This is a genomic window from Undibacterium sp. CY21W, assembly GCF_014284265.1.
Classification (GTDB): Bacteria; Pseudomonadota; Gammaproteobacteria; order Burkholderiales; family Burkholderiaceae_D; genus Undibacterium; species Undibacterium aquatile.
The window spans coordinates 402253-424306 of sequence record NZ_JACOGE010000002.1 but is presented as its reverse complement, the minus strand read 5'-3'; the positions used below and the strand labels follow the sequence as shown (position 1 = coordinate 424306).

The 22054-nt window shown below is 52.1% G+C and carries 18 protein-coding genes; 11 read left to right on the top strand and 7 right to left on the bottom strand.

All coding sequences use genetic code 11. From position 1 onward, the window contains the following. Positions 1–227: 227 nt before the first annotated feature. The 3 genes from H8K29_RS06530 to H8K29_RS06520 are packed head-to-tail and all read right to left on the bottom strand — an operon-like array spanning position 228 to position 2461. Complete coding sequence (locus H8K29_RS06530) at positions 228–722, bottom strand: D-alanyl-D-alanine carboxypeptidase family protein (RefSeq protein ID WP_186896919.1); 495 nt, start codon at positions 720–722, stop codon at positions 228–230. Continuing rightward, complete coding sequence (locus H8K29_RS06525) at positions 723–1511, bottom strand: N-acetylmuramoyl-L-alanine amidase (RefSeq protein ID WP_186896918.1); 789 nt, start codon at positions 1509–1511, stop codon at positions 723–725. It abuts the gene before it with no gap. After that, positions 1508–2461 carry an N-acetylglucosamine kinase gene (locus H8K29_RS06520; RefSeq protein ID WP_186896917.1) on the bottom strand — a complete coding sequence of 318 codons (954 nt, stop codon included), beginning with the start codon at positions 2459–2461 and terminating at the stop codon, positions 1508–1510. The genes H8K29_RS06525 and H8K29_RS06520 overlap by 4 nt, the downstream gene beginning before the upstream one ends. Before the next feature lie 302 nt (positions 2462–2763). On the opposite strand from H8K29_RS06520, the gene H8K29_RS06515 reads away from it, so the two are divergent. From H8K29_RS06515 to H8K29_RS06495, 5 genes are all read left to right on the top strand, one after another. After that, positions 2764–4059 carry an AmpG family muropeptide MFS transporter gene (locus H8K29_RS06515; protein WP_186896916.1) on the top strand — a complete coding sequence of 432 codons (1296 nt, stop codon included), beginning with the start codon at positions 2764–2766 and terminating at the stop codon, positions 4057–4059. Positions 4060–4188: 129 nt separating this feature from the next. After that, complete coding sequence (locus tag H8K29_RS06510; protein WP_186896915.1) at positions 4189–5175, top strand: succinylglutamate desuccinylase/aspartoacylase family protein; 987 nt, start codon at positions 4189–4191, stop codon at positions 5173–5175. Further along, complete coding sequence (locus H8K29_RS06505) at positions 5172–6980, top strand: ABC transporter substrate-binding protein (protein ID WP_255423278.1); 1809 nt, start codon at positions 5172–5174, stop codon at positions 6978–6980. The genes H8K29_RS06510 and H8K29_RS06505 overlap by 4 nt, the downstream gene beginning before the upstream one ends. A 160-nt stretch (positions 6981–7140) precedes the next feature. Next, positions 7141–7740, top strand: a complete 600-nt coding sequence (locus H8K29_RS06500) for a M15 family metallopeptidase (RefSeq protein WP_186883006.1) — start codon at positions 7141–7143, stop codon at positions 7738–7740. Positions 7741–7742: 2 nt separating this feature from the next. Beyond that, positions 7743–9209 carry a serine hydrolase gene (locus H8K29_RS06495; protein WP_255423277.1) on the top strand — a complete coding sequence of 489 codons (1467 nt, stop codon included), beginning with the start codon at positions 7743–7745 and terminating at the stop codon, positions 9207–9209. A 202-nt stretch (positions 9210–9411) separates the two neighbouring features. Here H8K29_RS06495 and H8K29_RS06490 read toward each other — a convergent pair whose 3' ends face one another. Both H8K29_RS06490 and murQ read right to left on the bottom strand, forming a co-directional pair. Further along, a complete protein-coding gene (locus tag H8K29_RS06490; protein ID WP_186883007.1) occupies positions 9412–10320 on the bottom strand; it encodes a LysR family transcriptional regulator in 909 nt (302 codons plus the stop codon). Positions 10321–10378: 58 nt separating this feature from the next. Next, on the bottom strand, positions 10379–11266 hold the full coding sequence (gene murQ, locus H8K29_RS06485; protein WP_186896914.1) for an N-acetylmuramic acid 6-phosphate etherase: 888 nt from the start codon (positions 11264–11266) through the stop codon (positions 10379–10381). A gap of 221 nt (positions 11267–11487) precedes the next feature. On the opposite strand from murQ, the gene H8K29_RS06480 reads away from it, so the two are divergent. The 6 genes from H8K29_RS06480 to arsA all read left to right on the top strand — a co-directional run bounded on the left by H8K29_RS06480 (position 11488) and on the right by arsA (position 17345). Next, positions 11488–12066 carry a L,D-transpeptidase gene (locus H8K29_RS06480; RefSeq protein ID WP_186896913.1) on the top strand — a complete coding sequence of 193 codons (579 nt, stop codon included), beginning with the start codon at positions 11488–11490 and terminating at the stop codon, positions 12064–12066. 367 nt (positions 12067–12433) lie between these two features. After that, positions 12434–12799 carry a helix-turn-helix transcriptional regulator gene (locus tag H8K29_RS06475; protein ID WP_186896912.1) on the top strand — a complete coding sequence of 122 codons (366 nt, stop codon included), beginning with the start codon at positions 12434–12436 and terminating at the stop codon, positions 12797–12799. Positions 12800–12887: 88 nt separating this feature from the next. Further along, positions 12888–13388 (top strand): arsenate reductase ArsC, encoded by a 501-nt coding sequence (locus H8K29_RS06470; RefSeq protein ID WP_186896911.1) that lies wholly within the window; start codon positions 12888–12890, stop codon positions 13386–13388. A 59-nt stretch (positions 13389–13447) separates the two neighbouring features. Further along, complete coding sequence (locus tag H8K29_RS06465) at positions 13448–14728, top strand: arsenic transporter (protein ID WP_186896910.1); 1281 nt, start codon at positions 13448–13450, stop codon at positions 14726–14728. Between the two features lie 31 nt (positions 14729–14759). Then, the gene (gene arsH, locus H8K29_RS06460; protein ID WP_255423276.1) at positions 14760–15503 is read left to right on the top strand and encodes an arsenical resistance protein ArsH; all 744 of its coding nucleotides are present in this window, start codon (positions 14760–14762) and stop codon (positions 15501–15503) included. A gap of 63 nt (positions 15504–15566) precedes the next feature. Continuing rightward, a complete protein-coding gene (gene arsA, locus H8K29_RS06455) occupies positions 15567–17345 on the top strand; it encodes an arsenical pump-driving ATPase (protein WP_186896909.1) in 1779 nt (592 codons plus the stop codon). 103 nt (positions 17346–17448) lie between these two features. On the opposite strand, the gene H8K29_RS06450 is transcribed toward arsA, so the two are convergent. Both H8K29_RS06450 and H8K29_RS06445 read right to left on the bottom strand, forming a co-directional pair. Then, positions 17449–18660, bottom strand: a complete 1212-nt coding sequence (locus tag H8K29_RS06450) for an esterase family protein (RefSeq protein WP_186896908.1) — start codon at positions 18658–18660, stop codon at positions 17449–17451. 251 nt (positions 18661–18911) lie between these two features. Then, positions 18912–21752, bottom strand: a complete 2841-nt coding sequence (locus H8K29_RS06445; RefSeq protein ID WP_186896907.1) for a TonB-dependent receptor domain-containing protein — start codon at positions 21750–21752, stop codon at positions 18912–18914. Positions 21753–22054: the final 302 nt, after the last annotated feature.

The following is a 22054-nucleotide window of genomic DNA, read 5'->3' as shown; positions in this document are numbered from 1 at the left end:
GCGGCGATGACGATACCATCCATATTTGCAGTGAGTTTCATACCATTTCCTTTCCATATCGTGTGGGAGTAATGCCACTGTAATTGGCACGATAAGGGAAGGCGAATTGTTTGCGACAAAGCGTCATTTGGCGGGAACAGAGTGTTTTTATCCGCGACGAACACCCTTGTTTTCAGACCGAAACCGATATTGCGATATTGTGATTTCAGCCTCAGGTCTGACGTGGCTCAGTGTTGAAAACACCAGTGCCATGGTTCGTATTGATATCCGCTGCTGTTTTCTGGCGGATAAGACATCTGGAAACCAAATTCAGGAGCACGCTGTCGCAGCCAATGGAATGCTGTTGTGGTGTCAAATGAAATCTCAAGCTCAGGATCTTCCGGCGTGGCGATATCGATCGCCCGGCCAGTGTGATGTTCGCTATATCCCGGCGGGGCACACACTTGCAGGATGTCATGAATTTCCTGCCCTGCCGCAAGTTTGGTCTGGATGATTTCAGCCTGACGGGCGACGCTGCGAAAGGCTGAAATCATCAGCAGGGCAATACCGTCACCAGCCGCGGTATTTTTCATCGCTTGCCAGGCTTGATTGGCGGCGGGTGTCAGCCAATACTCGCGCCCATCCTCTCCCACCTCAGCAAGCACCAGAGACGTCGCTTCAGATACCGCAACGAAGCCGCGCTGCTGCAGTATCTCCGCGCTTATTCCCAGTGCATCCAGCATTTATCGTGTCTTCGTGTTTGCCGTCAGGACGTCCAGCATGGCCGCTGTCTGAGCATCGGGGACGCCATCGAATTTTTCCTGACGATATTTGCTTTGAAATGCGATCAGCACATTTTTGGTTGCTTCATCTAACACGCCGGTTTGCGGTGTGTTATAGCCATGTTGTGCCAGTTTTTTTTGATACCAGCTGACATCTGGTAATTGCTCTTCATAGAGCGACATGCGTTGGGCCACTTGTGTTGCATCCGGCCAAGGAATCAGGCCTGCATCAGCTAATTGTTTCCACGGAAACAGCGGGCCCGGATCAGACTTACGTTGTGGGGCGATGTCGGAATGGCCAAGAATGTATTCTGGACGTATCTGATGGCGTGCAACGATGTCCTTCACCAGCGCAATGACACGGTCAATCTGCGCTTGGGGGAACGGGAAGTAGGTGCGGCCTTCCGGCGCATCGCGGAAACCCAGATTAACAATTTCGATGCCGATAGAGCTGGCGTTCAGGCGGCTATAACCTTTCCAGTCGCTGAGTCCGGCGTGATACGACATTTTACTTTCATCAACGAGTTGCCAGACTTTGACCGGCATCTGATCGCCGACCAGATAGTGACTGCTGACACCTTGCTGGCTCAATACCTTGAGTGAAGTCGGCTCATCAATCGCGGTGTAATGCAGAATCAGAAATTGCACGCGGTCTTCCTGACTTTTCGCCGAGATGCTGGAATCGATGTGTGATGTAGCGCAGCCGGTGAGGACGGCGGCGAGGAATCCGAGGAAGAGTAATTTTTTCATGAGAGTAATGTAAGTTGTCTGGCAGCGAGCCGGGCTGCCGAAAAATGTGCCTGGCAAATACTGGTACGTAAGCTGATGTCTGAAGGTAAATGGGTACGACAAGATGCTGCAATCAATGGATGGAGTTCAAGTACCCGTCCGCTGAGAACCACAGGCTTGTTGCCGAAGCGTTTGCACATTGCCATTCCCAGTCGCGCCAGTTCTTGTCCGGCTCTTTTTAAAATATCGGCTGCAACTTCATCCGTATTCGCGCAGGCTGCAACAGCCAACGCCAGTTTACCGATGTCACCACGGCTGTGGTGATACATGAAATCTTTGGATTTGTCCCAATCATCGCCGCCGATGGCTTTGAATATTTCTTGCGCGAGCAGCGAATCGCGCGATGCTCCCGGGCATTCATCCTCGGTGCGCCAGATATGGCGTACTGCTTCACGAGCGATCCAGAAGCCGCTGCCGCCATCGTCAAGCAAATAGCCGCGCCCACCAGCGCGATGAAATTGTCCGGCTTCGTCAATATAGGCGGCGATAGAACCGGTACCCGCATAAACCAGATAGCCTGTTCCCGGCTTGAAACTATCCAGATACGCAATTTCGATGTCAGTACCGAGGCGAATGCATGGTTCCGGCATTTGCAGAATACCGGACAACATCTCCAGAATGACGACACGCATATCGTCACTGAAACCGGTAATGCCGACTCTGACTGTTTGTAATTTGCCGTGGCTGCGTGCAGCAGCAGCGAGGTCGGAAAACACTTGTGCGAATTCCTGTTTTCCCTGCTGCGTCTTGAGTTGCAGAGCCGTCAATCCTGCCGCGGTGCCGCTGGCGATGATGTCTTCATTGGCCGTTGCCAGCGCCCAGCGTGTCTGCGTTCCGCCCGTATCTATCCCCAAAGCCAGCGCTGATGCGTTGTCTTTGATACCGGGGAAAACGAAATCTGCTGGGTTCATATAGGGATGATCTGTTCTGTCATATTTTCGGATAAAACCCGCTGCCTTGCTGCCACTCCAATTCTTTACGAAACATCAGAGTTTTTTAACGACTATGCTCTATCAGTGTTTGCTTCGTTTATCATAGGTCGCTTTTGCGACACGCAGAAAATGAAAAGATAGCGTCAGCGTATAACTTTACTCTATGAGCAAAGCGTAAAAATTCAATCGTCTTCCGGTGTTTTTGTTGGGAAGATGTATTCGTAGAACTCATCTCTATTAATGAAATGAGTTCTGGCATTTCACCAGGAAAAACTCACACGATGACAAGAGACGTCACAACTGCCAACGATACTGAGCAAACACCGGCAACCGGTGCATGGCGCTGGATACCATCATTGTATTTCAGTCAGGGCATTCCCTATGTGGTTGTGATGACCTTGTCCGTCATTATGTACAAGAACATGGGTATTTCCAATGCCGATATTGCCCTCTACACCAGTTGGTTGTATCTGCCATTTGTGATTAAGCCTTTATGGTCGCCGTTTGTGGACATGTTTAAGACCAAACGCTTTTGGGTGATTACGCTGGAACTGGTGATCGGTGCCTTATTTGGGCTGGTCGCATTCACGATACCGATGAGCAGTTTTTTTCAGATGACCTTGCTGGTGTTCTGGTTGCTGGCATTCGGTGCCGCCACGCATGACATCAGCAGTGATGGCTTTTACATGCTGGCACTGGAGCAGCATCAGCAGGCCGCGTTTGTCGGTGTACGCAGCATGTTTTTCCGGATGTCGATGCTGACGGGGCAGGGCGCGTTGGTCTATCTTGCGGGAACGCTGAAAGATCTGACCGGTAATGTGGCATTTGGCTGGATGGTTGTTTTCGGTGTGCTGGCGGCAATGTTTGTGAGTCTGTCGCTGTATCACAAATGGGCTTTGCCCAGACCGGACAGCGATCACGCGCAAGGTGATCCGAATCAGGTCGTCGCAACGTTTTTTACGATTTTCGGCAAATTTATTAAGAAAAAAAATATTCTGCTGACGATTGCTTTTCTGTTGCTGTATCGCTTTGGCGAAGCGCAGTTAGTCAAAATGGCGCCACCATTTTTGCTGGATAGTCTGGATAAAGGCGGGCTGGGTTTATCGACGCAGGCGGTTGGCATCGTCTACGGTACCGGTGGCATGATTGCACTGACGCTGGGCGGCCTCGCTGGTGGCGCGCTGATTTCAATTTATGGTCTGAAGCGTTGCCTGTGGCCGATGGCGCTGGCGATCAATGTGCCGCATATCGTGTATGTGTATCTGGCATTCGTACAACCGCAAAATATTTACCTGGTCGGTGCCGCCGTGGCCATTGAGCAGATGGGATATGGCTTCGGCTTCACAGCTTATGTGCTGTACATGATTATGGTTGCCGACGGCGAACATAAGACTGCGCATTACGCGATCTGCACCGGTTTTATGGCAATGAGCATGATGCTGCCAGGTATGTTCAGCGGCTGGTTGCAGGCAACGCTGGGCTACGCGCATTTCTTTGTATGGATTTGCCTCGCCGCGATCCCGACCTTTATTGTGACTGCCCTGATTAAGGTTGATCCCGAGTTTGGCAAGAAGTAAAAAAGGGACTGATGTAAAGCCGCCCCAGCGGCGTTATGGTTCCTTGCCGGGACAATTTTTCGTCAGTCCTATAAGTAAGAAGTGATCAATAAGAGGTCGGTTACGTTTTAGTCTGGAATGAGTATAAGTATGAGTTCGCAACATTTATTTTTTAACAGCCAGCGCTATCAGTCAACGCTTGCCGGATCGCGCATCATCATTACCGGTGCGGTTCATGGCAACGAGATTTGTGGCACGCAGGCGATACGGCGCGTGATTGCTGAAATCAACGCCGGCATCATTCAGATCGTATCCGGTTGTGTGACTTTCGTACCGGTGACGAATCCACTGGCTTATCAGCGCGGCGAAAGACAGGGTGACCGTAATTTGAATCGCCGCTTGTTGCCGACCAGTACGCCGACAGAATTTGAAGATCACGTCGCCAACTGGCTGTGCCCGTTACTGGCTGAACACGATGTTTTGCTGGATCTGCATTCTTTCCGTGGCGAAGGCGAGGCTTTCGTTCTGGTCGGTCCAGAAAATAACGATGGCGATATCGAACCCTTCAGCCACGCAGACGCAGAGCTGGCGATGGCGCGGCGTCTGGGCGTACATCGCATGGTGGATGGCTGGCTGAGCACGTATGCGCGCGGTGTCGTCCGCCGTCAGCAAAGACTGGGGCCGGATGCAGATGCCAGAATGCTGGCGAATGCGAATACCCAGTTCGGTGTCGGTACTACAGAGTACATGCGTTCCGTCGGCGGCTATGCAGTCACGCTGGAATGCGGTCAGCATCTCGACCCGCTGGCACCGGAAGTCGCGTACCGCGCGATCATCAATACCCTGACCCATCTCGGCATCATTGCCGGAACAGCACCTGCTGCCGTCAAAGAAATTGAAACCCTGCGTATCTATGATGTGATCGACAAGCTGCACGACGACGATCATTTCATTCGCGACTGGCGCAGTTTTGACGAAGTAAAGAAAGGCGATCTGATTGGCTTGCGCCACGATGGCAGCGAGGTCAGGGCAGAAATGGATGGCCGTATGATTTTCCCCGATGCCGGTGCGCATTGTGGCGAGGAATGGTTTTATATCACCCGTTACAGCGACAGAATTCAAGAGGGCGACGCATGAAGCAAGCAATGCCATGGCTGCGTCGTTTCTGTGCCTTGCTGGCGCTGTCGCTATTTGCGTTGAGTGTTCAGGGTGTTCAGGCAGGCACAGGCAAAACCTTGAATGTTTTGCTGACGACGCCCGAAAGCGCTCTCGATCCGGCGGTGGCTTCCGATATTGCGACGCTCAGCATTAATGAGAATATTTTTGAACCTATGCTGCGCTACGATTATCTGGCGCGCCCGGTCAAATTGAAGCCGAATACCCTGAACGCGATGCCGGAGATCAGCGATGGCGGCAAGACTTATACACTGCATTTGCAACCAGGCATCCATTTCACACCCGACCCAGCATTCAAAGGAAAAGTACGCGAATTAACCGCTGACGATTATGTGTACAGCATACGGCGCTTATACGATCCTGCGCTGAAATCACCGTGGTTATTCATGTTTGAAGGTAAGTTGCTGGGTGATGAAAAACTGCGCAATGTACAAGCGGCACCCGGCTGGAAATTCGACAGCGCTTCCGCCATTCCCGGTTTGCAGGCATTGGATCGTTACACCTTACGCATAAGGCTGAATGTGCCGGATAACAATTTTTTGTTTATTCTGGCGACCACGGCGACATCTGCCGTTGCCAGAGAAGTGATAGAGAGCTACGGTAATCAGGCGGGCAATCATCCTGTCGGTACCGGCCCGTTTATGCTGGGTGAATGGCAGCGCAGTTTTCGTCTGGTACTGAATGCGAATCCTGATTATCGCAAAGTGGTGTTTGATGGCGAGGCTGGGAAAGATGCCGTCTCACTGCAGATCGCGGCAGACTTGCAAGGCCGGACGCTACCCTTGGTTTCTCGCGTCACGATTGCGATTGTCGAAGAGCAGCAGGCGCGCGTGCTCGGTTTCCTGAACCGTGAATTTGATACGTTGGAACAGGTGCCACCGCCATTGGCAGACATGGTCATGAAGGACGGTAAACTGAAGCCGGATCTGCAACAGCAAGGTGTGCAACTGTCCTTATTTTCTCCGCTGCAAACTTATTATGTCTGGATGAATATGGAAGATCCTGTCATCGGTGGATATAGTCAGGAAAAGATTGCCTTACGCCGCGCAATTGCGATGAGTTATAACAGCCGCGAAGATATCAGTCTGATGGAAAAAGGTCTGGCGATTCCGGCGCAGTCACCGTTGCCGCCGAACGTGCTTGGCTACGATGCCAACTTCAAGAGCCCGGTGTCTTACGATACTGCGCTGGCGAATGCTTTACTTGATCGTTTTTCCTATCAGCGCGGTGCCGACGGTTATCGTCGCCTACCGGATGGACAGCCCTTGCAGCTGGTGATGCACAGCCAGGCCAATACCACCGGGCGTTTGCGGGATGAAGTCTGGCGTAAAACCATGGATGCGATCGGCATACGCATCAGTTTTAAAACCGATAAACATTCAGAAATTTTGCGTGCATCGCGTCTTGGTCAGGTGCAGATGACAGAGGCAAACTGGGTTGCTGATTTCCCCGATGGTGAGAATTTTTACCAGTTGCTGTACGGCGCAAATATCGGGCGGGCGAATTATGCTCGTTTTAATTTGCCTGCATTTAATCAGTTGTATGAAAAATCGTTGACGATGACAGACTCTCCTGAACGGCGCGCTTTGTACCGTCAAATGGCATTGCTGATGCATGCTTATAACCCGTGGATACCGCGGGTGCATCCCTTGTCTGCGGATATCCGCCAGCCCTGGGTGCTGCATTATCAGCGGCATCCGGTCGATTTCACAAATTGGCGCTATCTCGATATCGCGCCGGATGCAAAGCAAAACGCGAAGCGATAAAAATAAGTGGATGCGCCACTGTTCAACATCGCGCATCAAATAATGAGTTACGGTTATACGTGACAAGTAAAGTTTCATTGGAAGACAGCAAGAGCAAACTCTATTCTGACAAGCTGAAATGAGTGCTGGTTGTTTTGTGATTTATCTGGAGAAGTCGTACATGCGTTGTGAATTCATTGCTGATCACCCTGACTTCCGTCGCCTTGCAGCGATTGATGGCATTACTGTTGATCTGCGCTATGTCGGTACCGATAATTTTGTCGGGCGTGACTTGTATGGCGATCTCGATTGCGCATGGTTGCACAGAGAAGCCGCAGCAGCGTTGGAGCAGGCGGCGCACTATCTCGCAGAGCAGCATCCGGGTTATCGGATCATTGTGCTGGATGCCTTGCGCCCGCACCGCGTACAGGAAATGCTGTGGGCGCATCTGGATGGCACACCTTTACAAATGTATGTGGCTGACCCTGCGCGCGGTTCTATTCATTCGTTTGGCATGGCGGTCGATGTGACAGTTATTGATCCGCAAGGCGTAGAAATCGATATGGGCAGCGGCTTCGATGAGATGGTGGAAAAATCACATCCGGCACTCGAAGAAAAAATGCTGGCTGCCGGACAAATTACCGCGCAGCAGCGCAGCAATCGCGAGATACTGCGGCAAGCCATGTTTCATGCGGGTTTCAGAGGCATTAACAGCGAATGGTGGCATTTCAATTTCGGTGATCCTGCGGTCGTCCGCCAGACCTATCTGCGGATAGACTGAGCATGTTGATACAGCGCGTTTCCTTCTCAGCCGTAAGTATGTCGGTGGTGCTATTTTTTTCTGGAATTTTCGCTGGTATCGTGGAGGCAGCAAGCCCGCCTGCTGAAGTAAAAACGACAGACGTAAAAACGGCAGAAGTAAAAATGGCAGAAGTAAAAATGGCAGAGATGGCAGTTCCGATGACACGCGCATCAATGAAAACGACCACAGATCAGCAATTGCAGGCCATCGTCAGCCAGCCGCAACGGCCATTGGCGAGTTTGTCTGTGATCGCGATACGCGCTGGTGAGATCGTCTATGAAAAGCAGTTCGGCGAGCGCTTTATCCCGACGACTGCCGCCGTTGGTTTGCCAGCGAATGCAGATACCTTATTCCGTATTGCGTCTGTCTCTAAAATGGTGACAGCGCTTGGCGTAATGCGTCTGGTTGAACAGGGCAAACTCGCGCTCGATACCGATGTCAGCCGCTATCTCGGCTATACCCTCAGAAATCCTTATTATCCTGATGCGGCGATCACCCTGCGTATGCTGCTGAGTCATACCTCGTCGTTGCGCGATGATGGTGGCTATAATTTTCCGGCGAGTACGTCGCTGCAAAGTGTTTTGCAAGCGTCGGAAAAAAACGCAGTATCAGCATTGATCTGGGCCCGACCTGATGCCAGCAACAAAAACTATGCACCGGGAACATACTTCAGTTACGTGAATCTGAACTGGGGTGTGATCGGTGCCGTGATGGAATCCGTATCAGGAAAACGTTTTGATGTGCTGATGCAGGAATTGATTTTGCAACCGTTGCAGATCAGCGGCAGTTTTCATCCGGAAAATCTGAGTCCGGCAGAACTGAATAATCTGGCCACCTTGTATCGCAAACAGAAAAACGATGTCTGGGATACAGCAGGCGCTTGGCAGCCACAGGTCGATGATTATCACCAGCAAGCGGTGCCGAAGCGGACTTATCTGACGACGTATCAGCCAGGCTGGAATGCCACCTTGTTCAGTCCGCAGGGTGGTTTGCGTATCAGCGCGCGCGGCCTCAGCCGTCTGATGCAGATGCTGATGCGTGAGGGCGAGCTTGATGGCGTGCGCCTGTTGCAGCCAGCCAGCGTGCGGACTTTGTTAACGCCCCGGTGGCGTTACGATGCAGCGCTGCAGAATGGCGACGATTATCAGGGCATGTTTCAGTCATGGGCGCTGGGGTTTCAGGTATTCACTGATATCAGCGCCGCACATCATGGAGATCGCCTGACGCCACCTGTGATGCCCGGCGGGCATGGATTTACCGGCGTTGGTCATCTGGGATTTGCCTACGGTCTGGAGTCAGGGTTTGTATTCGATCCGCAGACCCGCAATGGCATGATTTATCTGATTGGCGGCACCGGTGCCGACCCGGATAAAAATACCGGCGAGTATTCCAGCCTGAGTATATGGCAAGAGCAAATCATGACCGCGCTGGCCGCACAATTACGTTAAGGACTTGCGCAGAACTGCCCCAGCGTTGTTGTTGTCGCCTAGCCGTGCTAAAGCACTGTCTTCAGCGACACGGTGTAGTCGGGGTTTCAGACAACATGTTGTCTGCCGACGCAACGAACCTTCTTTACAAAGGAGGTTACCTTCGGCTGCAAGCCTAGCTGGAACAATTCTGCCTAAGTCCTAATGCTGAACTATTGCTGAACTATTCCTTGCTGGTTCTGGCAATAAATTCGGCAGCCGCTGTCTGTACGCATTCGACAAATGCACGTGCCGAGCGTGACAGCGGTGTCGATTTTTTTGTCAGCAAATATAAGTCCACCGGCACATTCGGTAACAAGGGGCGGCACTGCACTTTGTCGTGATTGGCTGTGGCTGCCGTAAATGGATCGATCACTGCAGCACCCGCGCCGAATTCAACCAGCGTGCGCGCCAGTACATAGGTCTGGACTTCGGTGTAAGAAGTAAAGCTGATGCCGAGTTCTTCGCAGGCATCCATGACGCGGCTGACCAAATGATCATCCAGATCCAATGCGATCAGATTTTTCGGCAAATCAGCGACGGACAAGGGCGTGTTGTCGAGCTTTTTTGTCCAGCTGCCTATCGGCGCGATCGCCGTCATACTGCCGCGCACCAGCGGCTCGGATGCCAGATTCGGATGGCAAGGGTCATATAAAGATAAAGCAAAATCGACGTCGCCGAGCAACAAGGCATTCACCATATCGCTGGTGTGATGGGTCGATAAAGTGCAGTGCACTTGCGGAAATTTTTTGCGCCAGGCGGCCAGCGCTGCTGGCACTACCGTGATCGATAAGGTGGGGGTTGATGCCAGTCTGACCGCTTCATCCGGATGATTTTTCAGATTATTCGCGAGGCGGCGTACCGATTGCAGGTCGCGGTTCAGTTTATCGACTTCAGAAAACAGCTTGTGTGCTTCCGGTGTCGGATGCAGTTTTCCTTTGATGCGCTCGAACAATTTCAGACCAAGCTGCAATTCGCAATGTTGCAAGACTTTAGTCGCGGCTGGCTGGGAAATGCTGAGTAATTGTGCGGCACCGCTGATCGTGCCGGCCTGCATAATCGCATGAAAAACTTCTATGTGACGCAATCGCATGAGTGTTACCTGTTACCGTTACTCGTTTGTACCCTGCGATTGTAACCGCAGAAGGAGTTTATTCGACAGCTTCCAGGGCTTTTCGTACATCGCCCTGATATAAGGTCAGCAGTTTTTCAGCAGTAACGACGCTGATGTTGTTTTGCAGTGCCACGATCGCTGTTTTCACATGGAAGTCGCATTCTTCCAGCACTTTGCGGCAAGTCTGTTCATCCTTGCCGGTCGCATGCATGGTCAGGCTGACGGTACGCCGCAGCAGTTTGATATTGGTCGGTTTCACATCCACCATCAGATTGCCGTAGACCTTGTGCAGTTTCACCATCAGTGCGCTGGAAAACGTATTCAGCGCAATTTTTTGCGAGGTACCCGCTTTCAGGCGTGTGCTGCCCGAAATGATCTCACTGCCGGTGTTGAGGGTGATACCGATGTCTGCACATCGGGTTACCGGTGCATCGGGATTATTCGCGAAGCCCACCGTTAACGCGCCGCTGGCACGCGCCGCTTGCAACGCGCCCAGCACATACGGTGTGGCGCCGGAGGCAGCAAGCAATAACACAACATCATCTTTATTCAGATGCAGCTCACGAATGTCGATCGCGCCTTGTTCGGTATCATCCTCTGCGCCTTCGACGGCGACGAACATCGCCTGTTTGCCACCGGCAATCAGCGAAATTGCCCGTTCATTCGGCCACGAAAAGGTCGGTAATAATTCGACGCCATCAAGCACACCCAGCCGACCCGATGTGCCGGCACCAACATACACCAGACGCCCGCCCGCTTTGATCCGTGGCAGTGCCGCATCAATTGCTGCCGCAATTTGTGGCGCTGCTGCCCGCACCGCTTGCACTGCGATGAACTGATCATCGATCAATGCGGCGGCCAGCTCTGCCGTCGCATAGGTATCGAGCTCGGTATGTAAGACATTCGGTGTTTCGGTGTTCAACATGATCATTTCTCCGCGATGCTATTGAACTTACAGAGGAGTCGCGCCACTCACAAATGAAAGCTGATCGCGCAGTCATAACCGCAGGTAATGTGTCGCTGGTGAACAAGTATTTGCCATCATCGCTGGCTGTGCTTATTCTGCCATTGATGCTATCTGTTCCCTGCGCCACAATCTGGCCTCGTTGCAGCGAGCCCTGACACCACATCTGAAATCTCTGCCACATGAAAAATCGACTTTTCGCCCTCTTTTTTTTGCTGCTGACCTTATTCTTATCTGGCTGCCAGTCTGTGCTGACTCCCGCATTCGTACCCAAAGACACGCAACACCGCATCGTCGTTTCTGTGCCGGAACAGAAAATGCGCTTATTCGATAACGGCAAAGTGATCGCCACTTATACCATTTCAACCGCGAAGCGGGGCATTGGCGATTTACCCGATAGCTACATGACACCCGGCGGCAAAATGGAAATCGCTGAAAAATTCGGTGCCGGTATGCCGGTCGGCACCGCGTTCAAAGATCGCGTGCCGACTGGTGAAATTGTTGCGATAGACGCGCCGGGGCGCGACCCGGTGGTGACCCGCATACTATGGTTGCGCGGCACCGAAGAGCGCAATCAGCATGCGTATCAGCGCTACATCTACATCCACGGCACGCCGCAAGAAAACCTGCTCGGCAACCCCGCCAGTTACGGTTGCATACGCATGCGCTCTGCCGATATCGTTGAATTGTTCGACAAGGTGGGTATAGGCGCGGAAGTCTTTGTCGCTGAAACCGAAGCGGATTTGCTGCCGCAAAAATAAGCACAGATGCGGAATATGAATCTGGTTGGAAGTTGGGTGCTAAAGAGGCTGAAATAGTCGATTTTCATGCCTCTGGACACATAAATATACTGGGGGGAGTATTTTTTAAAGCCCTTTATTTATAAGGACATAAAGGCAAATTCGCCGGATACTCCCCGAAAAGTGCTTATTTGAGAGCTGTTTTCACGGTTTTTTTCAAGGCGGATATTGGCTACGTTGGCCGATACGTACCAATGTTGACTGAGCTGTCGGTTTTGCACACGCAGGACATGAGGAATCACAAATTTCTGTTGCCAAAATTCCGCTTTCATTTCTATAATTCGATAATTGTCGAAATATAGAAGTAAGCCTGAACCGGAGTCCGCCCATGGAAAATAAACAAGCAATCAGCGCATTAGCGGCGCTGGCGCAAGAATCGCGGCTGGCGGTGTTTCGTCTGCTGGTGCGGGTCGGCCCCGAAGGGTTGGCAGCCAGCAAAATCGCGGAAGAGCTTGCGATTCCGGCTTCGTCATTGTCATTTCATCTCAAAGAACTCAGTAATGCCGATCTGATTTCGGCGCGTCAGGATGGGCGTTTTATTATTTACGCCGCCAATTTCAGCACCATGAATGATTTGCTGGCATTTCTGAGTGACAGTTGCTGCAACGGTCAGGCCTGTCTGCCCGCGCTGCAGGCGAGCAATCTGCCAGCGAATAAAGCTGCCGATAAAGTTACTGATAAAGCTGAAATTTAACGCGCAGCATAGGCTGATGCAAACCGCATAGTTTCGTTGTAATTCCTTACTCTTCTAATCCCTTACCCTGAAATGAATCGAGAGAAAAATGACTGAAAAAACTTACAACGTACTGTTCCTTTGCACCGGCAACTCTGCGCGCAGCGTCATGGCGGAAGCCCTGATCACGACCATGGGGCAGGGGCGTTTTAAAGGTTTTTCTGCCGGTAGTTTTCCCGCTGGTACGGTCAATCCGCTGGCGATAGAGCAGATTCAGACGACCGCGTATCCGCTGACTGCTTTACGCAGCAAAAGCTGGGAAGAGTTCGCAGCGGCAGATGCGCCAGTGATGGATTTCATCATTACTGTTTGCGATAACGCCGCAGGTGAAGTCTGCCCGGTCTGGCCCGGTCATCCGGTGACGACGCATTGGGGTTTTGAAGATCCGGCCGCAGTCACTGGCAGCGATGAAGCAAAACGGGCGGCATTTCATAAGGTGTTCCGCGAAATTATGTCTTGCGTCAATAGCTTCGTCTCGCTGCCTGCGCACATCCTGGAAAAAAATACCATTCATCAGGAACTCAAAGCGATCAGAGAGCAGCTCAACTGATGCGTCCATCCGATGATCTCGCTGTATATCAAATTCATTTCTGAAATGGGGCGCATGTCGTGCTGATTGCTATCCTGATTTTTTTGCTGACGCTGACCTTTGTCATCTGGCAGCCGCGCGGTCTGGGCATAGGCTGGAGCGCGGCTGGAGGCGCGTTGCTGGCCTTGCTGGCCGGTGTGATTCAGTTATCGGATATTCCGCTGGTTTGGCATATCGTCTGGAATGCAACGGCCACATTTATCGCGGTCATCATCATCAGCCTGTTGCTGGATAAAGCGGGCTTCTTTGAATGGGCGGCATTGCATGTGGCGCGCTGGGGCAGTGGCAGCGGCCGCAAATTATTTGTGTTGCTGTTGTTGCTGGGTGCCGTGGTCGCCGCTTTGTTTGCGAATGATGGCGCGGCGCTGATCCTGACGCCGATCGTGATTGCGATGTTGCTGGAACTACGGTTTTCACCGAAAGCCACGCTGGCCTTTGTGATGGCGGCGGGCTTCATCGCCGACACCGGGAGCCTGCCGCTGGTGGTATCGAATCTGGTGAACATAGTCTCGGCTGATTATTTCAAGCTGGGCTTTGCTGCCTATTCATCGGTGATGCTGCCGGTGAATCTGGTGTCGGTCGCGGCGACGATAGCGGTGTTGCTGCTGTTTTTCCGGCGCGATTTGCCCGCCGATTATGAGGTGCAACAACTGCGCCAACCTGCGCTGGCGATCCGTGATCGCGCCACATTCAATGCGGGCTGGTGGGTGCTGGGTTGGCTGTTGCTCGGCTTTTTCTGGCTGGATGGCATCGGTGTTCCCGTCAGTGTCGTCGCGGCAGCGGGAGCGGCGGTGTTGCTGGGCGTCGCTACGCGTGCCGGTGTGATCAACACCCGTGAGGTCGTCAGAAATGCGCCGTGGCAGATCGTGATTTTTTCGCTGGGCATGTATCTGGTGGTGTACGGCTTGCGCAATGCCGGATTGACGAATCAACTCAGCGGCGTGCTCAATCGTTTTGCCGAACATGGTGTCTGGGGCGCGGCGCTGGGCACAGGATTACTCAGCGCATTTCTGTCTTCCATCATGAACAATATGCCGACCGTGCTGATCGGCGCTTTGTCGATTGATGCCGCCGTGGCAAACAACGCGGTGCGCGAAGCCATGATTTATGCGAATGTGATCGGCTGCGATCTTGGGCCAAAAATCACGCCTATCGGCAGCCTCGCCACATTGTTGTGGCTACACGTGCTGGCAAACAAAAATATTACGATTTCCTGGGGCTATTATTTCAGGCTGGGTATCGTTCTGACCTTGCCGGTGCTGTTGCTGACGTTGGCCGCGCTGGCATTACGTTTAAGCTGAAACCGGCGCTATCAACGAAAAGGAGTAAAGCATGACTAATGTGGCAGGAGAAATCATCCATAACTCAGCCCCCGATCTGCCGAACGTAAAGATGGCACACATGGATATTCCTGATGCCGCGAAACTCGCACCGGTGGCGGGTTTTGAGCATCCGCCGCGGATACTGCTGATGTATGGCTCGCTGCGTGAACGCTCATTCAGTCGCTTGCTGGTCGAGGAAGCGGCGCGCCTGCTGCAACACATGGGCGCGGAAGTCAGAATTTTTAATCCGCATGATTTGCCTCTGGTTGGCAGTGTGCCGGAAACGCATCCCAAGGTCGTGGAATTGCGCGAGAGTTGTTTGTGGTCGGAAGGGCAGGTCTGGTGCAGCCCTGAACGTCATGGCGCGATCACGGCGGTGCTGAAAAATCAGATCGACTGGATTCCTCTCGAACAAGGTGCGATACGCCCCAGCCAGGGGCGTACACTGGCAGTGATGCAGGTGTGTGGCGGCTCGCAGTCGTTTAATACCGTCAACACCCTGCGTCTGTTGGGACGCTGGATGCGCATGTTCACGATACCGAATCAGTCATCAGTACCGAAAGCCTATGAAGAATTTGATGAGGCCGGACGCATGAAACCATCACCGTATTACGACCGGCTGGTGGATGTGATGGAAGAATTATTTAAATTCACGCTGTTGTTGCGAGGTCGCAGCGATTATCTGACCAGCCGTTACAGTGAACGCAAACAGGATGCATTGAACGCCGCCAACAAGATCATCGCCAAAGCCTGATTCGTGCTTAACTGAGTCGTTGCCGGGTGATAGCCTTACACCGTTTTTATAAAAGGAATGAATATGCTTTTTCTGGACAATACGCCGAAATTTTTATTCTTCACCGGTAAAGGCGGCGTCGGCAAAACCTCGGTCGCTTGCGCCACCGCAGTCTGGCTTGCCGATCAGGGGCGACGCGTGCTGCTGGTCAGCACCGATCCGGCATCGAATGTCGGTCAGGTATTCGGCATCCGCATCGGTAACAGCATCAAAGCGGTGGAGTCGGTTGCCAATTTGTTTGCACTGGAAATTGATCCGCAAGCGGCAGCACAACTGTACCGCGACCGCATCGTCACACCTGCGCGCGGCACCTTGCCCGAGGTGGTGATCAAAGCGATGGAGGAACAATTATCCGGTGCATGCACCACAGAAATTGCCGCATTTGATGAGTTCACCGGGCTGCTGACCAATCCGCAGATGCTGCACGATTACGATCACATCATTTTTGATACCGCGCCAACCGGGCACACGATACGCATGTTACAACTGCCCGGTGCATGGTCCGGCTTTCTGGAAGAGGGCAAAGGCGATGCCTCTTGTCTCGGGCCGCTGGCAGGTCTGGGCAAGCAGCGTGAAAAATATCATGAAGTCGTGCAGACCTTAGCCGACCCCGCACGTACCCGCATGGTGCTGGTGGCACGTGCCCAGCATTCCAGCCTGAAAGAAGCCGCCCGCACACATGACGAGCTGGCTGCCATCGGTTTTCATCAACAATATCTGATCATCAATGGCGTGTTGCCGGAAGCAGAAACACTACACGATGCGCTGGCGCGAGCCGTCTGGAAACGCGAGCAGGCGGCATTGACAGCCATGCCCGAAGTATTACGCGGCTTGCCGACGGATCATATTCCGTTACGGGCATTCAATCTGGTCGGTCTTGATTCCTTGCGCCATTTGCTGACGGTCTCTACCGCGGTCGATGGTGCTAATGCCGCTGATCCATCCGCAACACAAACATTGCCTGCCCTGACGGATGCGCCATCGCTGGCGACGCTGGTCGATGGTCTGGCAGGCAGCGGGCATGGCCTGATCATGACCATGGGCAAAGGCGGCGTCGGTAAAACCACAGTTGCTGCGGCGATCGCCATCGCCCTCGCGCAACGCGGCTCTCCCGTTCATCTGACGACCTCTGACCCGGCGGCACATCTGCTTGAAACACTGGAAGGCAGCTTGCCGAATCTGAGCGTCAGCCGGATTGATCCTGTTGCCGAAACAGCGCGCTATCGTCAGGAAGTCATGGCGAGCAAAGGCAAGCACCTTGATGCACAGGGAAAAGCCTTGCTGGAAGAAGATTTACGCTCGCCATGCACCGAAGAGATCGCCGTGTTTCAGGCATTCTCACGCGTCATCCGCGAAGCCGGGAAAAAATTTGTGGTGATGGATACCGCACCGACCGGCCACACCTTATTGCTGCTCGATACCACCGGGGCCTATCATCGTGAAATCGAACGGCAGATGGCGCATACCGGCGTTCATTACACAACACCGATGATGCAATTGCAGGACCCGCAACAAACGAAAATCGTGATCGTGACACTGGCAGAAACCACGCCAGTGCTGGAAGCCGCTGGCCTGCAAAATGACTTACGCCGCGCCGGCATTGAGCCGTGGGCATGGGTCATCAACAACAGCCTGGCGATGGCGCAACCACAATCGCGCTTGCTGCAGCAAAGGGCAAAAAATGAATTGCAACAAATCCGCCTGATCGCAGATCAACACAGCCAGCGCTGGGCGATCATTCCTTTGCAAGCAGAAGAGCCGGTCGGCATCGAGAAACTGACAAAGCTGCTGGATGCAAAGTGATGTATTTCTGACGCTGAATAAAAAATCCCCGACATCGCTACCGGGGATTTTTTTTGTCAGTAAACCGAGATTACTCGTTGCATCAGAAAAAGTAATTCTGGTTTTATTTTTTTAACCAAAGCGCAACTGCTTGTTTGAACGTCTGGAAATTGACTTCATTACCGTGTCCATATGGGAAAGTCCATATCTCCGCTTTCCCTCCTTCTTTGATAATCGCCTTGTACACATCCACTGCCGACTCCTGAATCGGAGGTTCAAAATATCCAGCGCTCAAAAAAAACTTTGGCCCAATCGGATATTGATACGCCAAATGTCCAGACATGGGAGGAGACATCACGATAACTTGAGAAAACAAGTCTGGGTGTCGTACGGCCATTGCTATCGCCCAATCGGCACCGCTCGAAAATCCGCTGATTGCCCTCATCGCACTAGATTTTTCACAGCTAAATTCTTTCTCAATGAATGGTATGACCTCTTCAAGAAAAAACCTTTCGTGGTTCTCAAAAGATTGTTTGTTTCCACGTTGTTTTTCTGGCGCGGGTACATACTCCTCATAGCGGCACCAAGGCTTACCGGACTTGGCACCACCACAATTGTCGATTCCAACCGTAATAAAAGGAGCTATCTGATCTGTACTGATTTCTCTTCCTAACAAATTACCGAATTGAGCTGATCCATCCCCGATATACACGACTGGGTAAGAATGTTTTGGATTATAGGACGGGGGAAGCCATACTCTGACTACTCTCACGGCATTAAGAAACTTGCTCTCAATAGGAAATTCTTTGAACTGTGAGCCCGGAATTAAATTTGAGGAGTAGTCGGCTTTTGGTGCGTCCGCACCGCGAATATCGACGGGGATTTTTTTTGTTTCGCCGATCGCATTTCGAATTTCGAATCTTACTTTCGCGACAGCTTGTGCAAGCTCAGGTACATGCAAGCGGATTTGCCAAAGATCCTTTGCAACCATTGGAACCTCTACACCTGGCTCCAGATTAACCCTGACTGATGAGGCCTGGCCTTTAAAAGAGAGAGTCAGATTGTTGCCTTCAATTCGTGCTTTGGCACCATCAGAAATTTCCTCTGTCGCTGCTTCTGAATTGGAAAGCTGGCAGATTCTTCTTTCAAATACCTTATCGGCGGAACATTTTGGAAGTTCTAATGTTGGCTGAGCGGTCATCGCAAATGCGGAAGATGTGCTGAATATAAATACGATCAGAGCAAGGCCGAATAAGATTTGAATAGAACTTAGCGATGGAGAGCATCCTCTCGTAATGCGAGATTGTGATGATGGACGAATAAAATTGAATTTCATAATACAACCAAGTTCTGATGTTATTTTAGTAATTTATTAATATGCCGTATTTTCAGGAAAAATCAGATGTTTTATTAAAAAATAAAATCACGTGTTCTTCTGAACATGGCTTCTTATGCCCGAATATTGCCATCTTCAGTCGATAAGTGCTGTGCTTGTCAGAGCGTTGGTCGCAAAGCGATGTATTTCTTACGCTGAATAAAAAAATCCCCGACATCGCTGCCGGGGATTTTTTGTCATTACAAGCGGAATTACTTGAACTTGTAATTCGCCAGCAAGGTGAATGAGCGGCCGCGTGGGTCGGCGACGCGTGGTTCCCATGAGCTGCCGGCGCCAGAGTTGCTGTCGTAAGTGATGGCAAATGGTGGGTCGGTGTTCAGGATGTTTTTGATCCCTGCGGTCAGTGTCATGTTTTTGATGCCGCTGTAAGTCGCGCTCAGATTAAAGGTGGAATAGCTTTTCACATCAGGATTGTAATCCGATGGGGAAACCAGACCATTGAGCACGCCAGGCAAGACCTGATCTTTGTAGCCGGAGCGGAAAATTTGCGAGAACATGGTTGTCCAGTTGCCTTCTGTGTAGGTCACATAAGCAGTGTGCTTCCAACGCAGACCCAAATCACCTGTGTAAGTGAAACGGCCGACTTCGCTTTCGCCATAAGGTGCATTCGCGGTTGGGCGGGATTTTTTCTCCAGCAGATAAGAGCCGTCAATCGCCGCCGTCCATTTGCCATTCCAGATGCTGCCATTCGCATTGGCACCGACTTCCAGACCACGGGTGATACTTGAACCTGCATTCACCCAGCGCTGGTCGATCTGCACAATCGCGCCGCTCGCGTCACGGATAAACTGTGCGCTGAACAGATTGTAGTTTTGCAGCATGGTGGTTAAATCCAGCGAGGTAATGGTGTTTTCCTTGCGGATTTCCCACAAATCCATATTCGCGCTGAAATTTTTACTTGGTGCCCAGACCACGCCGACAGTCGCTTGTTTCGCTGTTTCCGGCCCCAGATTAGCTTTGCCGCCGGTCAGGGTATTTGGTGTGATGATGCCGCAGCCGGATTTAGCGCTGTCTGCTTTCAGGCCAGGGCACGTCGCTGGATCGACCAGATCTTTACCTGCATACGGTGATTCGGTAATGCCGTTAAATAACTGGTTGAATGAAGGTGCGCGGAAGCCGGTGTTATACGAACCACGGAACAATACCTGTTCGACCGGTGTGTAACGGAAAGCGACTTTAGGGTTGAAGGTATTGCCGAAACCGGTGTAGTGATCCTGACGACCAGCGAGCGTGACTTCCATGTTTTTAAACACCGGCACCAGGAACTCGGCGTAGATCGCGCGGATATCACGGCTGACTTTAGGCAAGGCATTTGCATCATCAAACGGTGCATTCAGAATCGCAGGGCGGGTATTGGCGGCGCGTGCATCGCCGTTAAACGTATATTCTTCTTTACGCAGATCAGTACCAACCGCAGCCATGACCGCACCGGCAGGGAGTTTGAAAATTTCACCAGAGATTGCCGCATCGGCTTGCGTCAATGTGGTTTTACCGCCGTATAGCACAACGCCTTTGGCTGAGGTGCTGGCGATTAGATCCAGCGCTGCCTGTGATTGCTTCTGGCCTGGCAACAGGAAAGGATTAATGATGCCGGTGCCGAGTGCATTCGCCAGCGCGACCGTGTAGTTATAGCCATTGCCCAGTGTGGATTGTGATTCGCTGTAAGCACGTGACAGGCCGACGCGGTAATCCCAGTTACCGATCTGACCATCGGCGCCGATTTGCAGGCGCGCGGCATCGGTGCGAGTGCTGATTTCACGGTTGCCGCATTCCATACAACGCCAGCGATAAGCGATAGGCGCGCCGTAGTTGGATTTAATGCTAGGCAAAACGGCGGCGATGGAATTGAATACCATGTCATACGCAGCGCCGGTCTTAGGATAGAAAGACGAGACCGGGAAATTGCTGCCGGGCGACACCTGATTCGGAGAGAAGCTTTTCGACACATCGACGCGGGAACCGACCAGTTCAGCGAACACCTGATGTTCACCGACTTTGAATGTCGCACGCGAAACGAAATTATCGTTGGTCACCGGTTGTTGCAAGACAGCGGCGCGACCGGTATCCCAGGCACACGCATATTTGGATGAGGCAACGTCCCAGATTTTGTAATCATAAGCAGCCATACCGTCGATGGAGTTACAACCAGCACCGCCCGGCAGATTCAGCACGTTGACCGCGTTCATCGATTGGTTTGTGCCAGGCAGGATAGGGCCGGTATTGCTCTTGTTACTCATGATGGTGTTTGCCAGCGACGTGGCAAACACGGTCGCAAACGGGGTGCCGCGTGTATCAACTGACAAACCGCGATTTGGCTGGAAGGTATTCACAAACGAACGCTGATCGCCGCGCAATGCCTGATTCTCGCTGTGGGTGCCGGTGATCAACACGTTGTAGCCATCGGTATCGAGATTACCGAAACCGCCGACCATCGATACACGATGGATGTCGGCACCGCCTTGTTGTGTCAGATCAGTGAATGCCTGTGCTTCGATGCCGTTGTAATTTTTGCGCAGGATGAAGTTAATCACACCGCCGATCGCATCGGTACCGTAAGTCGAGGATGCGCCGTCTTTCAGAATTTCAACACGCTCAACCGCCGCCATAGGAATCGAATTCAGATCGACTGCGGAGCCTTTCATACCGTGTGTGGCAATACGGCGGCCATTCAGCAAGACCAGCGTGCTGTCGGAACCCTGACCACGCAAGTTGGCGGACGTGGCACCGTTATTGCCGCGCTGCGCACCAGAGGTGACGTCGGCGTTACTTGCCAGATTATCGGAACCATTGCCATTGATATTGAGTGTTGAGATCAACTGCTCGGCCGTTACGATGCCTGAGGCTTCCAGCTGTTTGCGGGTGATGATTTCGACGGGTAACGCACCTTCTGCGGCGATACGCTTGATGCTGCTACCGGTAATTTCGATACGTTGCGTGACATCGGCAGGTTTTTCCTGCGCCACCGCAGATGTCGCAGAAACGCCAGTCACGCCAATAATGGCGATGCAATGGGCAATGGTTTTCAATTTCACGGGTCTCTCCTCAAATAATTCTGTTCAATGTGCGGTCAGGATGTGGGGCAATCGTCATGGGTTCAGAATGACAAATACCTTTAGCTGCAACATCCGGAAACAAGGCTCTTTTCTTTTTGCACCAATTTGGCTTCATGGTGTCAGGCAAAATCGTTATAACGATATACGCGTTGAGATTCAGACTAGGGTTTTCACTTTGCCGGTGACAAATGAAAAATTCTACGCGGGTAATAACTAAAAGATATAGATCAAAATACCGCTCATTCAGCCTGCATGGCGCAGGCTGAATGAGGGGGCTTGAT

Excerpts from the sequence above, each read along its gene's own strand:
- H8K29_RS06530 (WP_186896919.1), bottom strand. The coding sequence starts at position 722 with ATGCTGGATGCACTGGGAATAAGCGCGGAGATACTGCAGCAGCGCGGC.
- H8K29_RS06525 (WP_186896918.1), bottom strand. The coding sequence starts at position 1,511 with ATGAAAAAATTACTCTTCCTCGGATTCCTCGCCGCCGTCCTCACCGGC.
- H8K29_RS06520 (WP_186896917.1), bottom strand. The coding sequence starts at position 2,461 with ATGAACCCAGCAGATTTCGTTTTCCCCGGTATCAAAGACAACGCATCA.
- H8K29_RS06515 (WP_186896916.1), top strand. The coding sequence starts at position 2,764 with ATGACAAGAGACGTCACAACTGCCAACGATACTGAGCAAACACCGGCA.
- H8K29_RS06510 (WP_186896915.1), top strand. The coding sequence starts at position 4,189 with ATGAGTTCGCAACATTTATTTTTTAACAGCCAGCGCTATCAGTCAACG.
- H8K29_RS06505 (WP_255423278.1), top strand. The coding sequence starts at position 5,172 with ATGAAGCAAGCAATGCCATGGCTGCGTCGTTTCTGTGCCTTGCTGGCG.
- H8K29_RS06500 (WP_186883006.1), top strand. The coding sequence starts at position 7,141 with ATGCGTTGTGAATTCATTGCTGATCACCCTGACTTCCGTCGCCTTGCA.
- H8K29_RS06495 (WP_255423277.1), top strand. The coding sequence starts at position 7,743 with ATGTTGATACAGCGCGTTTCCTTCTCAGCCGTAAGTATGTCGGTGGTG.
- H8K29_RS06490 (WP_186883007.1), bottom strand. The coding sequence starts at position 10,320 with ATGCGATTGCGTCACATAGAAGTTTTTCATGCGATTATGCAGGCCGGC.
- murQ (WP_186896914.1), bottom strand. The coding sequence starts at position 11,266 with ATGTTGAACACCGAAACACCGAATGTCTTACATACCGAGCTCGATACC.
- H8K29_RS06480 (WP_186896913.1), top strand. The coding sequence starts at position 11,488 with ATGAAAAATCGACTTTTCGCCCTCTTTTTTTTGCTGCTGACCTTATTC.
- H8K29_RS06475 (WP_186896912.1), top strand. The coding sequence starts at position 12,434 with ATGGAAAATAAACAAGCAATCAGCGCATTAGCGGCGCTGGCGCAAGAA.
- H8K29_RS06470 (WP_186896911.1), top strand. The coding sequence starts at position 12,888 with ATGACTGAAAAAACTTACAACGTACTGTTCCTTTGCACCGGCAACTCT.
- arsH (WP_255423276.1), top strand. The coding sequence starts at position 14,760 with ATGACTAATGTGGCAGGAGAAATCATCCATAACTCAGCCCCCGATCTG.
- arsA (WP_186896909.1), top strand. The coding sequence starts at position 15,567 with ATGCTTTTTCTGGACAATACGCCGAAATTTTTATTCTTCACCGGTAAA.
- H8K29_RS06450 (WP_186896908.1), bottom strand. The coding sequence starts at position 18,660 with ATGAAATTCAATTTTATTCGTCCATCATCACAATCTCGCATTACGAGA.